The sequence below is a fragment of the Streptomyces sp. NRRL B-1347 genome, from assembly GCF_000720325.1.
Lineage (GTDB): Bacteria > Actinomycetota > Actinomycetes > Streptomycetales > Streptomycetaceae > Streptomyces.
In genome coordinates, this window is sequence record NZ_JOJM01000028.1 from 75,551 (window position 1) to 88,064 (window position 12,514).

Annotated in this window: 15 protein-coding genes and 1 riboswitch; of the genes, 11 read left to right on the forward strand and 4 right to left on the reverse strand. The window is 72.2% G+C overall.

The genetic code is table 11. The features are described 5' to 3' along the window. Nucleotides 1-54 precede the first annotated feature (54 nt). Nucleotides 55-372, forward strand: a complete 318-nt coding sequence (locus IG74_RS0123545) for a hypothetical protein (protein ID WP_030680798.1) — start codon at nt 55-57, stop codon at nt 370-372. Nucleotides 373-538: 166 nt separating this feature from the next. On the opposite strand, the gene IG74_RS0123550 is transcribed toward IG74_RS0123545, so the two are convergent. Together IG74_RS0123550 and IG74_RS0123555 are read right to left on the reverse strand one after the other, a co-directional pair. After that, a complete protein-coding gene (locus tag IG74_RS0123550) occupies nt 539-1,123 on the reverse strand; it encodes an isochorismatase family protein (protein WP_030680800.1) in 585 nt (194 codons plus the stop codon). 71 nt (nt 1,124-1,194) lie between these two features. Beyond that, nucleotides 1,195-2,529: a nicotinate phosphoribosyltransferase gene (locus IG74_RS0123555; protein WP_030680801.1), complete on the reverse strand. Its 1,335-nt coding sequence runs from the start codon at nt 2,527-2,529 to the stop codon at nt 1,195-1,197. An 80-nt stretch (nt 2,530-2,609) separates the two neighbouring features. On the opposite strand from IG74_RS0123555, the gene clpS reads away from it, so the two are divergent. From clpS to IG74_RS0123610, 10 genes are all read left to right on the forward strand, one after another. Further along, nucleotides 2,610-2,927 carry an ATP-dependent Clp protease adapter ClpS gene (gene clpS / locus IG74_RS0123560; RefSeq protein ID WP_030680803.1) on the forward strand — a complete coding sequence of 106 codons (318 nt, stop codon included), beginning with the start codon at nt 2,610-2,612 and terminating at the stop codon, nt 2,925-2,927. A gap of 11 nt (nt 2,928-2,938) precedes the next feature. Beyond that, entirely contained in the window at nt 2,939-3,547 is a 609-nt protein-coding gene (locus tag IG74_RS0123565) for a DUF2017 domain-containing protein (protein WP_030680804.1), read from the forward strand. 412 nt (nt 3,548-3,959) lie between these two features. Further along, on the forward strand, nt 3,960-5,441 hold the full coding sequence (locus IG74_RS0123575) for an amino acid permease (RefSeq protein ID WP_051855195.1): 1,482 nt from the start codon (nt 3,960-3,962) through the stop codon (nt 5,439-5,441). 116 nt (nt 5,442-5,557) lie between these two features. Then, complete coding sequence (locus tag IG74_RS0123580) at nt 5,558-5,980, forward strand: Mov34/MPN/PAD-1 family protein (RefSeq protein WP_030680810.1); 423 nt, start codon at nt 5,558-5,560, stop codon at nt 5,978-5,980. 26 nt (nt 5,981-6,006) lie between these two features. Continuing rightward, nucleotides 6,007-6,080, forward strand: a riboswitch (cobalamin riboswitch). Nucleotides 6,081-6,145: 65 nt separating this feature from the next. After that, the gene (locus IG74_RS0123585) at nt 6,146-7,114 is read left to right on the forward strand and encodes an ABC transporter substrate-binding protein (RefSeq protein ID WP_030680812.1); all 969 of its coding nucleotides are present in this window, start codon (nt 6,146-6,148) and stop codon (nt 7,112-7,114) included. Nucleotides 7,115-7,212: 98 nt separating this feature from the next. Then, the gene (locus IG74_RS0123590) at nt 7,213-8,214 is read left to right on the forward strand and encodes a FecCD family ABC transporter permease (RefSeq protein WP_037825948.1); all 1,002 of its coding nucleotides are present in this window, start codon (nt 7,213-7,215) and stop codon (nt 8,212-8,214) included. Next, on the forward strand, nt 8,211-9,053 hold the full coding sequence (locus IG74_RS0123595; RefSeq protein ID WP_051855197.1) for an ABC transporter ATP-binding protein: 843 nt from the start codon (nt 8,211-8,213) through the stop codon (nt 9,051-9,053). Before IG74_RS0123590 ends, IG74_RS0123595 begins: the two co-directional genes overlap by 4 nt. Before the next feature lie 92 nt (nt 9,054-9,145). Continuing rightward, a complete protein-coding gene (locus tag IG74_RS54430; RefSeq protein ID WP_324607509.1) occupies nt 9,146-9,250 on the forward strand; it encodes a putative leader peptide in 105 nt (34 codons plus the stop codon). 171 nt (nt 9,251-9,421) lie between these two features. Continuing rightward, nucleotides 9,422-9,709 (forward strand): MoaD/ThiS family protein, encoded by a 288-nt coding sequence (locus tag IG74_RS0123605; RefSeq protein ID WP_030680820.1) that lies wholly within the window; start codon nt 9,422-9,424, stop codon nt 9,707-9,709. A 16-nt stretch (nt 9,710-9,725) separates the two neighbouring features. Beyond that, nucleotides 9,726-10,676: a PLP-dependent cysteine synthase family protein gene (locus tag IG74_RS0123610; protein WP_030680822.1), complete on the forward strand. Its 951-nt coding sequence runs from the start codon at nt 9,726-9,728 to the stop codon at nt 10,674-10,676. 217 nt (nt 10,677-10,893) lie between these two features. On the opposite strand, the gene IG74_RS0123615 is transcribed toward IG74_RS0123610, so the two are convergent. Next, a complete protein-coding gene (locus IG74_RS0123615; protein WP_030680826.1) occupies nt 10,894-11,334 on the reverse strand; it encodes a hypothetical protein in 441 nt (146 codons plus the stop codon). 25 nt (nt 11,335-11,359) lie between these two features. Then, nucleotides 11,360-12,400 carry a hypothetical protein gene (locus IG74_RS0123620; RefSeq protein WP_030680829.1) on the reverse strand — a complete coding sequence of 347 codons (1,041 nt, stop codon included), beginning with the start codon at nt 12,398-12,400 and terminating at the stop codon, nt 11,360-11,362. Between the last annotated feature and the right edge of the window lie 114 nt (nt 12,401-12,514).

Here is a 12,514-nt window from a genome sequence, read left to right on the forward strand (position 1 = left end):
GTGCGTGCTGTGGATTCCTTATTGACGCGACGTCTCACGGGGGTGTGACACGGCATGGCCGCAGGAGGCTTCTGCAAGCTGCCGAACGGCAGTGTGGTGGTGGCGCTGACCCTGCCCAGCCCCGGCCCTTCGGCGGGGGCGCGGGTGCGGGTCCTGGTGCACTCCGTGAACCGGGCGCGGGCCCTGACCCGGCTCCGGAACCTCGGGCTCCGGTCGGTGTACCTGCGCGGCAACGCGGAGCCGCCCACGCCGGACGAGGTCACGGCGGTCCTCCACCACCCCGACGGCCTCATATGGCGCACGGCCCCCACCCGGGACACCCAGGAACTGTGGCACCCGATCAGGGCCCTACTGCGACGGGCGGCGGCCTGAGCCCTCGCGGGCGCGCCCCAGACCCGCCCCTTCCCGCTCCGGGGGCTCCGCCCCCGTACCCCCGTTCATCGGCGCTCCGCGCCTCGTCCTCAAACGCCGGACGGGCTGGATCTTCCAGCCTCTCCGGCGTTTGAGGAGCGGGGGTCTGGGGGCGGAGCCCCCAGGGCTACACCACCGGCTTGCCCGTCAGCTCGACGCCTGCGGCGCGTAGCTCCTCCAGGGCCCGGTCCGTGGTGGCCTCGGCCACGCCCGCTGTCAGGTCCAGCAGGACATGGGTCCGGAAGCCCTCCCGCGCGGCATCGAGCGCGGTGGCCCGGACGCAGTGGTCCGTGGCGATCCCCACCACGTCCACCTCCCGCACCTGCCGCTCCCGCAGCCACTGAGCCAGCGGCGTCCCGTTCTCGTCGGCCCCCTCGAAGCCGGAGTACGCCGCCGAGCGCTCCCCCTTGGAGAAGACGGCGTCGACGGCCCCGGAGGCCACGGCGGGCGCGAAGTTCGGGTGGAAGCCGACGCCCTCGGTCCCGGCCACGCAGTGCGGCGGCCAGGAGTCGACGTAGTCGGGCTCGGCGGAGAAGTGGCCGCCCGGGGCGATGTGGTGGTCACGGGTGGCCACGACGTGGCGGTAGCAGGCGGGGCTCTGGCCGATGAGGTCGGTGATGGCCGCGGCCACGTCCGCGCCGCCCGCCACCGCGAGGCTGCCCCCCTCGCAGAAGTCGTTCTGTACGTCTACGACGATCAGGGCGCGGCGCATGGCGGGTGTCCTTCGTTAGCTGGATGAACCGAGCGTAGAGACTTCACGTCCGTTGCGGGAGGGGGCGGCGGTCACGCGAACTCCGTGGGGATGACGGCCTCGCCCCGCGAAAGCTGCGTCGCCGACAGGGGCAGCGAGGCCCGCGCCGCCGCGTGCCGGTCGCGGACGGTGTCCAGGGGCTCCCGGGCGAGCACCGCCCCGCCCTTGATGAGCTCGACGTGCAGCTGGTGGTCGGCCAGTTCCGCCGGGACCGGGCCGGTGCCGACGACCTCGGCCTCGGCGACCCCCTGGGCGTCGGGGCGGCGCGCGGCCCACTTGCGTCCGCCGAGGGACGACTTGGCGCCGAGCGACTTCTTCGCGACCGGTTCGAGGGGCGCCTTCGGGTCGGCGGAGCGGGCGCGGGCGACCAGCTTGTAGACCATGGAGCAGGTGGGGTGCCCGGAGCCGGTGACCAGCTGGGTGCCCACGCCGTACGCGTCCACGGGCGCCGCCGCGAGCGAGGCGATGGCGTACTCGTCCAGGTCGGAGGTGACGACGATCCTGGTGTCGGTGGCGCCGAGCTCGTCCAGCTGCTGCCGCACCCGGTGCGCGACCAGGAGGAGGTCGCCGGAGTCGATGCGGACGGCGCCGAGCTCCGGGCCCGCGATCTCGACGGCCATGCGGACGGCCTCGCCGACGTCGTAGGTGTCGACGAGCAGGGTCGTGCCGCGGCCGAGCGAGTCCACCTGGGCGCGGAAGGCGTCGCGCTCGCTGTCGTGGACGAGGGTGAAGGCGTGCGCGGAGGTGCCGACGGTCGGGATGCCGTAGCGGAAGCCGGCCGCGAGGTCCGACGTGGTGGTGAAGCCGCCCACGTAGGCGGCCCGGGACGCCGCGACGGCCGCCAGCTCGTGGGTGCGGCGGGCGCCCATCTCGATCAGCGGCCGCCCGCCCGCGGCGGAGGCCATCCGGGACGCGGCCGCCGCGATGGCCGAGTCGTGGTTGAGGATCGACAGGATCACGGTCTCCAGGAGCACGCACTCCGCGAAGCTGCCCTCGACCCGCAGGATCGGGGAGCCGGGGAAGTACACCTCGCCCTCCGGGTAGCCCCACACGTCCCCGCTGAAGCGGTACGAGGCGAGCCACTGGAGCGTCGGCTCGTCCACGACGCCGCGCTCGCGCAGGAAGGCGAGGACGTCCGCGTCGAAGCGGAAGTTCTCCACGGCGTCCAGGACCCGGCCGGTCCCGGCGACCACCCCGTAACGACGGCCCTCCGGCAGACGGCGGGTGAACACCTCGAAGACCGAGCGGCGGTGCGCGGCGCCGGACTTGAGGGTGCCCTGCAACATCGTCAACTCGTAGTGATCCGTGAAGAGCGCGGTCGACGGCACGTCGACCGGCAGCCCCAGCTCATGCTCCCCAGAGTTCATATGACGGATGCTACCCCTCATCTCGTCACTCTGACGATTTCGGGGGTCCGTTTGTGCGATGGGACCCGGCGGATGGCAGCATGGGACAAGTGAGTAGCGCGGCTCCTGCAGAGATCACCCGCCCGGACGCGGACGAAGAGACCTTCGCGGTCCCCGAACCCGACGTCCCCTGGATCACCCTGGTGCACAACGACCCGGTGAATCTCATGAGCTACGTGACGTATGTCTTCCAGACGTACTTCGGGTACTCCAAGGACAAGGCGACCAAGCTCATGCTCGACGTCCACCACAAGGGCCGCGCCGTCGTCTCCGCGGGAACCCGCGAGGAGATGGAGCGCGACGTGCAGGCGATGCACGGGTACGGACTGTGGGCGACCCTCCAGCAGGACCGGAAGTAGCGACGCGACCGATGCCAGGACACTTCGAACCGATCCCGGGGGGCGGCGCGGCCGTCGCGCTCGACGAGGTCGAGATCTCCATCATCCGCTCCCTCGCCGTGCAGCTCCTTGAGCTGATCGGCCCCGGTGACGAGCCCGCGGGCGCCGACGGCGACCTCTTCGCCGAGCTGTTCGCGCCGGGGCCGAGCGAGCCGCCCGCCGACCCGGTGCTCAAGCGGCTGCTCCCGGACGCGTACGGCGGGCCCGGCACCGAGGGCGCCTCCGAGGAGCGGGCCGCGGAACTGCGCTCGTACTCCGCGGAGTTCCGCCGCTTCACCGAGAACGACCTGCGGGCGCGCAAGCGGGACGACGCGCTCGCGGTGATCCGCTGCCTGGACGCGCTGACCGTCGCGGGCGAGGGCGGCGCCGTCCTGAAGCTGTCCGTCGACGACTCGCGCCGCTGGCTCGGCGCGCTCAACGACCTGCGGCTCGCGATCGGCACCCGCCTGGAGGTCACCGACGAGGAGGACACCGACATCCTCTACCGGCTTCCGGACGCCGATCCGCGCAAGCCGATGGTGATGGCCTACCTCTGGCTGGGCGGCCTCCAGGAGACCCTCGTCGACACCCTGACCGGATGAGGCGGGTCCCGGCCGGGCGTGAAGTTCTTCCGATGGCCGGTGTGAAGGTTTTCTGTCGGACGCGGTGACGGTTTCCCGGCGTCCGCGTGACGTCTTCTTGAAGATCGCGGGCGTTCGCTCAACGGACGCTCAAATCCGGATAACGATCGGGTCACCGCACTGTCCGCATATGCGGATCAATGAGAGCTTTGTCCGCTTCTTCCTGTGGTGTGTGCCATAGCCGGCTCATTCGATCACTGTGACGGTCGTGATAAATGTTCACGACCGCTCGGTGACGCCACCCATGTCCCCGACGGCACGCCAGGGGCCGACAGACCGTCGGCGGCACTCCATCACCATTCGGGGGATCACGACCTGGTCCGCGGCGAAACCGCAGTTCGCGGCGCGGATCAGCATGGAGAAAGGCGTCACCATGACCTCAGTGCAGGTCGAAGAGCACGGCGGCAATGGTGCCGCGGCGGACGCGGACGCGTCCGGCGACAGCGAGGGCTATCAGCGCGGGCTAGGTGCCCGGCAGATCCAGATGATCGCGATCGGCGGTGCCATCGGCACCGGCCTGTTCCTCGGCGCGGGCAAGGCCATCCACAAGGCCGGTCCGAGCCTCATCCTCGCGTACGCCATCGCGGGCCTCGTCATCTTCTTCATCATGCGCGCGCTCGGCGAGCTCCTGATGTACCGGCCCGTCTCGGGCTCGTTCTCGGAGTACGCCCGGGAGTTCGTCGGCCCCTTCTTCGGGTTCGTGACCGGCTGGACGTACTGGCTCTTCTGGGTCGTCACCGGCATCACCGAAGTCACGGCGGCGGCCCAGTACATGCAGTACTGGACACACGACTCCATTCCGCAATGGGCCTACGCGCTGATCTTCACCGTCATCCTGTACGGCGCCAACCTGATCTCCGTGAAGCTCTTCGGCGAGCTGGAGTTCTGGTTCTCCATGGTCAAGGTCACGGCCATCATCGGCATGATCCTGATCTGTGCCGGCATCCTCACCATCGGCTTCTCCGACGCCGGTGACACCGCGTCCGTCTCGCACCTGTGGGACAACGGCGGCTTCTTCCCCAACGGCATCGGCAACACGCTGATGACCCTCCAGATCGTGATGTTCGCCTTCCTGGCCGTGGAGCTCGTCGGCGTCACCGCGGGTGAGTCCAAGGACCCGAAGAAGACCCTGCCCAAGGCGATCAACACCGTGCCGTGGCGCATCGCCGTCTTCTACGTCGGCGCCCTGATCATGATCCTCTCGGTCGTGCCGTGGACGTCCTTCCAGCCCGGTGTCTCCCCGTTCGTCGCGGCCTTCGAGAAGATGGGCCTCGGCGTCGGCGCCGCGATCGTGAACTTCGTGGTCCTGACGGCCGCGCTCTCCTCCTGCAACTCGGGCATGTACTCCACCGGCCGCATGCTGCGCGACCTCGCGCTCAACGGCCAGGGCCCGAAGTTCTTCACCAAGCTCACCAAGAACGGCCTGCCGCTCGTCGGCACCACCGCGTCCGCCGCGCTGATGCTCGTCGGCGTGTGGATCAACTACCAGTGGCCGGGCGAGGCGTTCAACTACGTCGTCTCCTTCGCCACCATCTCCGGCATGTGGGCCTGGATCATGATCCTGGTCTCCCAGATCAACTACCGCCGCAAGGCCGACCGCGGCATCGTTCCGCAGTCCACCTTCCGCGCCCCGGGCGCCCCGTACACCAGCTGGTTCGCGCTCGCCTTCATCGGCATGGTCATCGTGATGATGGGCATCGACAAGGACGCCCGGATCTCGCTGTACTGCGCCCCGATCTGGGCCGCCATCCTGTGCGTGTCCTACCTGGTGCTCAAGAGCCGCAACCCGGAGGCGGCCGCCTTCAAGAAGCGCGAGCACGGGGGCGCTGCCGCCGTGCCTGGTGCCAAGGACTGACCTCTCTGGAGGTGCGCTGCCGAACCGCGGCGCATGTCCATGATGCGGGCCGTCGTGTACCACATGTTGGTACGCGGCGGCCCCTTCGCACGTCCGTGCTGCTTATCCTGGCCCACATGCTGACCATCACCCAGGCCCTGCACGACGAGATCGTCGCGCACGCGCGCAAGGACCACCCCGACGAGGCGTGCGGCGTCGTCGCGGGCCCGGCGGGCACGGACCGCCCCGAGCGGTTCATCCCGATGCTGAACGCGGCCCGCTCGCCCACGTTCTACGAGTTCGACTCGGCTGATCTGCTCAAGCTGTACCGCGACCTGGACGACCGCGACGAAGAGCCCGTCGTCATCTACCACTCGCACACGGCCACGGAGGCCTACCCCTCCCGCACGGACATCTCGTACGCGAACGAGCCCGGCGCCCACTACGTCCTGGTGTCCACCGCCGACGCCGACGACGCGGGCCCCTTCCAGTTCCGCTCGTTCCGCATCGTGGACGGGGAGGTCACCGAGGAGGACGTCCAGGTCGTACAGGCATACTGAAGCCGACCTTCGAGGCGGCAGGACCCCAGGAAGCCGGTGTGAGTCCGGCGCGGTCCCGCCACTGTGACCGGCACGCGCGCGTGCCGGGAGTCAGGAACTGACCTGCCGCCTCCTCCCACTTGACGCAGGGGACGCGGAAATCCCCTGGAGGAGGACCGCACAGTCATGCGCATCCGCGTGCTGCTCGTCGCCGCGGCGACCCTGCTTCCGCTCACCGCCTGCTCGTCGTCCGGGGACTCCGGCTCCGGCGGCTCGGCCGGGAAGCCCAAGGCGGCCGGATTCCCGTACACCGTCACCAACTGCGGTGTGAAGACGACGTACGAGGCACCCCCCGAGCGCGCCGTCCCCATGAACCAGCACGCCACGGAAGTCCTCCTGGAACTGGGCCTCAAGGACCGCATCGCCGGGACCGCCTACCTCGACGACAAGGTGCTCCCCGCCTACGAGAAGGACTACAAGGCCCTGCCGGTGCTCGCCAAGGAGTACCCCTCGTACGAGAAGCTCCTCGCCGCCAACCCCGACTTCGTCTACGGCGGTTACGCGAGCGCCTTCACCGCGGGCGAGGGCCGCTCCCGCGAGGCCCTCGCCAAGTCCGGCATCCACACCCGCCTGAACATCGAGGGCTGCGCCAAGAAGCCGGTCACGATGGACGACGTCTACCGCGAGGTGCGCGAGACCGGTGCCACCTTCGGCGTCCGCGACCGCGCCGAGAAGTGGGTGCGCGCCGCCGAGGCCGAGCTCGCGGGCGCCGCCAAGAAGGCCAAGGGCACCAAGGCCCCGTCGGTCTTCGTCTACGACAGCGGCGACAAGACCGCCTTCACCGCGGGCGGCAAGGGCATCGGCAACGACATCATCGAGCGCGCGGGCGGCCGCAACGTGATGGCCGACCTCGACAAGGCCTTCGGCGACGCCTCCTGGGAGACGGTGGTCGACCGCCGCCCCGACGTCGTCCTCATCTACGACTACGGCGCGATGACCGTGGCCCAGAAGAAGAAGCGCCTCCTCGAAGACCCGGCCCTCAAGGACGTCCCCGCCATCAAGAACAAGCGCTTCGCGGTCCTGCCCCTCTCGGACGTGGTCCTCGGCGTACGAGCACCAAAGGCGGTGGAGAAGCTGGCGGAGCAGCTCCGGTGAAGGTGATCCAGCCCGTCCGGCGTTTGAGGACAAGCGCGCAGCGCGAAGACCGGGGGCCCGGGGGCCGGGCCCCCGGCAGGGCCCGCTACGCCGTCCTCGTGGCCGCGCTCACGCTCGCCCTCGCGGCCGCGGGCGCCGCCGCGCTGACGTACGGCTCGGTCAGGATCCCGCCCGCCGAGGTCTTCGACATCCTCACGGGCAGGGCCGAAGGCCCGTCCCCGTACCGCACCATCGTCATGGACGTCCGCATGCCCCGGGTGCTGCTCGGCGCGGCCGTGGGCGCGGGCCTCGCCGTCATCGGCACCGCCCTCCAGGCCCTGGTCCGCAACCCGCTGGCCGACCCCTTCCTGCTCGGCGTCTCCTCCGGCGCCTCCGCGGGCGCGGTCGGTGTGATCGTGCTCGGCTGGGGCGCGGGCCTGGCCGTCACGGTGACGATCCCGGCGGCGTCGTTCGCGGGCGCGCTCCTCGCCCTGGTCGTGGTGTACGCCCTCGCCCGCGAGCCGGGCGGCGGCTTCACCACCGGCCGCTTGGTCCTCGCGGGCGTGGCCGTCTCCTACATCCTGTCCGCCCTGACCAGCCTGATCCTGGTGGTCTCGGCCCGCGCCGACCACCTCCAGGAGGTCCTGTACTGGACGCTCGGCGGCCTCGGCAGCGCCCGCTGGGACACCCTCGCCGTGCCCCTGACCGTGCTCGCGCTCGGCACGGCCGTGCTCCTGACGCTCGCCCGGCCGCTCGACCTGCTGCTCGTCGGCGAGGAGGGCGCCACCGTCCTCGGCCTGGACACGGCCCGGTTCCGCGCGGGCGTCTTCGTGCTCGCCTCGCTCCTCACCGGCGTCCTCGTCGCGCACAGCGGGGCCATCGGCTTCGTCGGCCTGATGGTGCCGCACGCGGCCCGCATGCTGGTCGGCGCCGGGCACCGGGCGCTGCTCCCGGTGGCGGCCCTGATGGGCGCGGTGTTCCTGGTCGTCGCCGACCTCGCGGCGCGCACGGTGGCGGCGCCGCAGGACATCCCCGTGGGCGTGCTCACCGCGCTCACCGGCGGCCCGTTCTTCCTGTGGCAGCTGCGCCGGGGCCGGGCGCGCGAGGGAGTGACGGCATGACGGACACCCAGCGGCCGCCCGCCGAGGCGCCGACCCCGTCCGCAGGCGCCTGCCTGCGCGCCGAGGACCTCACGTACGACGCCCCGTCCGGCCGCCGGCTCGTCGACGGCGTCTCGCTCACCGTCCAGGCGGGGGAGACGGTCGGCCTCGTCGGCCCCAACGGCAGCGGCAAGACGACGCTGCTGCGCTGCGTCTACGGCGCGCTCGCGGCCACCGCGGGCCGGGTCCTGCTCGACGGCGTGGACCTGGCCGAGGCCGGGGTCAAGGCGCGGGCCCGCCGCGTCGCCACCGTGCCGCAGGACGGGCACGCGGGCTTCGACCTCACCGTCCGCCAGGTCGTGGCCATGGGGCGCTCCCCGCACAAGCGCTTCTGGGAGGCCGACAGCGCCGCCGACCGGGCCCTGGTGGCCGAAGCCCTGGAGCGCGTGGGCGCGGCGGACCTCGCCGACCGCCCCTTCGGCCAGCTCTCCGGCGGCGAGCGCCAACGGTCCCTGCTCGCCCGCGCCCTGGTGCAGGAGCCCGCGGTGCTCGTGCTCGACGAGCCCACCAACCACCTGGACATCCGCTACCAGCTGGAGATCCTCGGCCTGGTCCAGGAGCTCGGCACGGCGAACCTCCTCGCCCTGCACGACCTGACCCTCGCCGCGTACTACTGCGACCGCCTGTACGTACTCGACGGCGGCCGCGTCGTCGCGTCCGGGCCCCCGGTCGAGGTCCTGACCAGCGAACTCCTCGCGGAGGTGTACGGCGTCACCGCCGAGGTGGCCGTCCATCCGGCCACCGGCGCCCCCACCGTCACGTATCTGCCGGGCCCCTCGCGGCGCGTCCCCGCGCCCTGAGCGGCCCTCCCGTGTCCGGTTACCGAGAAAGATCCGTCCGGTATCCGAGATCACATTCCGGGACCCGGACCGGGAATCGATACGATGACCCCATGGTTTGGAACGACGTGAGCATCGATACGACGCCGGGCGCCCTGCTCGTCGGCCGGCTGCACGTCGACCTGTGCCGTCTCGCCAGCGCCATCTGTCGGCGCTGAGGCGCGGCCGCGCCCCGCTCCGCCGAGCCGGGGGCGCCGCCCGTCCGGGCGCTTGGACGTCCGTACTCCGCACCCCGCGCTTCGTCCTCGCACTGCTCGCAGTTCCCGCACCACCCCGGGCCCCGCCCCGGAACGCGTCCGAACCGACCCTCCCGACAGGAGCCCATCGCCATGGCCATCGAGGTCCGCATCCCGACCATCCTCCGCACCTACACCGGCGGCGAGAAGGCCGTCGAGGGCAACGGCGACACCATCGCCGCGCTCTTCGCCGACCTCGAGACCCGGCACGCGGGCATCCAGGAGCGCCTCCTCGACAAGGACAAGGGCAACGGACTGCGCCGGTTCGTGAACGTGTACCTGAACGACGAGGACGTCCGCTTCCTGGACGGCGTCTCCACCAAGCTCACCGACGGCGACAGCGTCACGATCCTGCCCGCCGTCGCGGGCGGCATGGTCTGACGGCCGCGGCCGCCGCATGCGTTACGACTCCCCGCTCGCGGCCGTCGGCAACACGCCGCTGGTCCGCCTCCCGCGCCTGTCCCCGTCCGCGGAGGTCCGCGTCTGGGCCAAGCTGGAGGACCGCAACCCGACCGGTTCCATCAAGGACCGGCCCGCGCTCCACATGGTCGAACAGGCCGAGAAGGACGGCCGGTTGACCCCCGGCTGCACCATCCTCGAACCGACCTCGGGCAACACCGGCATCTCCCTCGCCATGGCGGCCAGGCTCAAGGGCTACCGCATCGTGTGCGTGATGCCGGAGAACACCTCCCAGGAGCGGCGCGACCTGCTCACGATGTGGGGCGCCGAGATCATCTCGTCGCCCGCGGCGGGGGGCTCCAACACCGCCGTGCGCGTCGCCAAGGAACTGGCCGCCGAGCACCCCGACTGGGTGATGCTCTACCAGTACGGCAACCCGGACAACGCGGGCGCCCACTACGCCACCACCGGCCCCGAGATCCTCGCCGACCTGCCCTCGATCACCCACTTCGTGGCCGGGCTCGGCACCACCGGCACCCTCATGGGCGCCGGCCGCTACCTGCGCGAGCACAAGCCCGACGTGAAGGTCGTCGCGGCGGAGCCGCGCTACGACGACCTGGTCTACGGCCTGCGCAACCTCGACGAGGGCTTCGTCCCCGAGCTGTACGACGAGTCGGTCCTCACCACCCGCTTCTCGGTCGGCTCGGCGGACGCGGTGACCCGCACGCGCGAGCTGCTCCAACAGGAGGGCATCTTCGCGGGCGTCTCCACCGGCGCGGCCCTGCACGCGGCCATCGGCGTCGGCCGCAAGGCCCTCAAGGCCGGCGAGCAGGCGGACATCGTCTTCGTCGTGGCCGACGGCGGCTGGAAGTACCTCTCGACGGGCCTGTACACGGCCGCGACGACGGAGGAGGCCATCGAAACGGTGCAGGGACAACTCTGGGCGTAAGCCCTGCGCCGCTTGATCGGCCTCCGGCCTCGTCCTCAAACGCCGGACGGGCTTGGATGGTGCCGCTGCGGGCCCTATCTCGCCTGCGGGCTGGCGCTGGTCCGCGGTCTGCGGACGAGATCCGGCCCGCACCGGAGAACTTCCGGCCCGTCCGGCGTTTGAGGACGAGGCGCGGAGCGCCGAAAGGCGGGGGTACGGGGGCGGAGCCCCCGGTTCGTCACCCCCCGAGGTAGCGGACCTGGTCCCACAGGGCCGGGTCCACCACCCCCGCCCGGCGCCGGAAGTCCCCGGCCCACAGCTCCCGCACCCCGTCCGGCTCCAGGAAGCTGGCCCGCCCCCGGACGTCCCCGACGGCCCCGGGCGGCAGCGGGATCACCCCGGCCCGCTCGTCGTGGAACCGGGTGGTGATCGTCGCGACGCGCACCGCGTCACCGCGTACGGACAGGACGAGGAAGGGCCGCTCGGCCCCGTCGGCCACGGCCCACCAGATCTCCATGGCCCGCGGCCGGACCGCCGCCGACGATGCCGACGGGGCGCGGCGCGCGCCGCGCCCCGTGCCGCGCGAGCGCCGGTGCCCGCGCCCCCACCCGTCCACCACAGTGACCACCAGGGCGAGCACCACCACCGCGGCGAGGGCCAGCCACCAGGACGTGTCCATGGCTCCGACGGTACCGGCGAGGCCCTCAGCCCGCCGCCCGCGCCGCCGCCAGGAGCGCGCCGAGGACGACGGGAGCGTCCTCGCGGGCGAGGACGACGAGGACCGTCGCGTCGCCGTCACGGCACTCGATGACGACGGTGTCGTACGTGCCCCCGACCGCCAGGGCCCCGAAGTCGTCGGGCCGCGGCGCCCGCACCTCCCGCACGGTGAGCGACGGCGGCAGCGGTCTGCGGGCGACGCGTCCGTCGGGGTCGGGCGTCACCGCGGGCACCCCGTCCCCGACGACCAGGTGGTCGAAGCCGTCCACGTCGTAGGGCACGTCACCGAGCACGGCCGCGCGTACGCACCGCTTCCCGGCGGGCGGCACCGGCACGATGTCGCTGGTGTCGACCGCGCGCCGCTCCTTCCGCCGGGTGAGCCACGCGATCAGGCCGGTCAGCGCCGCCACCGGGGGCACCCCGGCGGCCGTGACCAGCAGGGCGCCGGGCACGCTCGGGCAGGCCTGGCTCGCGACGAACCCGGCGCAGCCGAGCAGCGCCCCGGCCACGACCCCCACGCCGAGCTGCCACGCGTTGGCGTGCGCCGCGGTGGCGTAGCGCGTGCGCCACCACCAGACCGTCCCCAGGGCGCCGAGCCCGATGGGCAGCACCAGCAGGCCGATGCCCAGCGGGAGCCGCCAGTCGTCGGCGGGCGAGGCGTCGGTCTCCTCGGCGGCGGTGCCGAACCGCACGGTGCGGATCTCGCCCCGCCAGTACGTCAGCGACACCCGGTCCCCGGCGCGCACGGCGTCGTGCAGCTCCGCCCCGGCCATGTGCACGCGCCGCACCCGGCCGTCGCCGCCGCGCTCGGTCACCCGCAGCCAGTGGTCGACCTTCCGGCCGCGGGCCTCGTCCTCGGTGCCCACGACGGTCGCGGACACCGTCGTCGTGCACGAGTCGGAGCGGGCGCCCGGCGCGCAGGCGGGCGCGGAGGCGTACGCGTCCCCCCGCGCGAGCGCGCCCGGCACGGCGGCGAGGAATCCGGCGGGAACCAGCAGGAACAGCAGCGCGAAACAGACCGCGCCCACCGTCCGCCACCGACCGGGTCCTCCCCCCGTCCGACCCACCGTCCCCGACACTCCCGCAGCCCTCCCGGACACCGCCAAAACCTTCCCTCACATTGTCCCCCGCCACCCCACCCC

Coding starts and splice junctions, on each gene's coding strand:
- IG74_RS0123585 (WP_030680812.1), top strand. CDS start 6,146: ATGCGCATCCGCGTGCTGCTCGTCGCCGCGGCGACCCTGCTTCCGCTC.
- clpS (WP_030680803.1), top strand. CDS start 2,610: ATGGGACAAGTGAGTAGCGCGGCTCCTGCAGAGATCACCCGCCCGGAC.
- IG74_RS0123565 (WP_030680804.1), top strand. CDS start 2,939: ATGCCAGGACACTTCGAACCGATCCCGGGGGGCGGCGCGGCCGTCGCG.
- IG74_RS0123610 (WP_030680822.1), top strand. CDS start 9,726: ATGCGTTACGACTCCCCGCTCGCGGCCGTCGGCAACACGCCGCTGGTC.
- IG74_RS0123595 (WP_051855197.1), top strand. CDS start 8,211: ATGACGGACACCCAGCGGCCGCCCGCCGAGGCGCCGACCCCGTCCGCA.
- IG74_RS0123605 (WP_030680820.1), top strand. CDS start 9,422: ATGGCCATCGAGGTCCGCATCCCGACCATCCTCCGCACCTACACCGGC.
- IG74_RS0123545 (WP_030680798.1), top strand. CDS start 55: ATGGCCGCAGGAGGCTTCTGCAAGCTGCCGAACGGCAGTGTGGTGGTG.
- IG74_RS0123615 (WP_030680826.1), bottom strand. CDS start 11,334: ATGGACACGTCCTGGTGGCTGGCCCTCGCCGCGGTGGTGGTGCTCGCC.
- IG74_RS0123550 (WP_030680800.1), bottom strand. CDS start 1,123: ATGCGCCGCGCCCTGATCGTCGTAGACGTACAGAACGACTTCTGCGAG.
- IG74_RS54430 (WP_324607509.1), top strand. CDS start 9,146: ATGGTTTGGAACGACGTGAGCATCGATACGACGCCGGGCGCCCTGCTC.
- IG74_RS0123580 (WP_030680810.1), top strand. CDS start 5,558: ATGCTGACCATCACCCAGGCCCTGCACGACGAGATCGTCGCGCACGCG.
- IG74_RS0123555 (WP_030680801.1), bottom strand. CDS start 2,529: ATGAACTCTGGGGAGCATGAGCTGGGGCTGCCGGTCGACGTGCCGTCG.
- IG74_RS0123575 (WP_051855195.1), top strand. CDS start 3,960: ATGACCTCAGTGCAGGTCGAAGAGCACGGCGGCAATGGTGCCGCGGCG.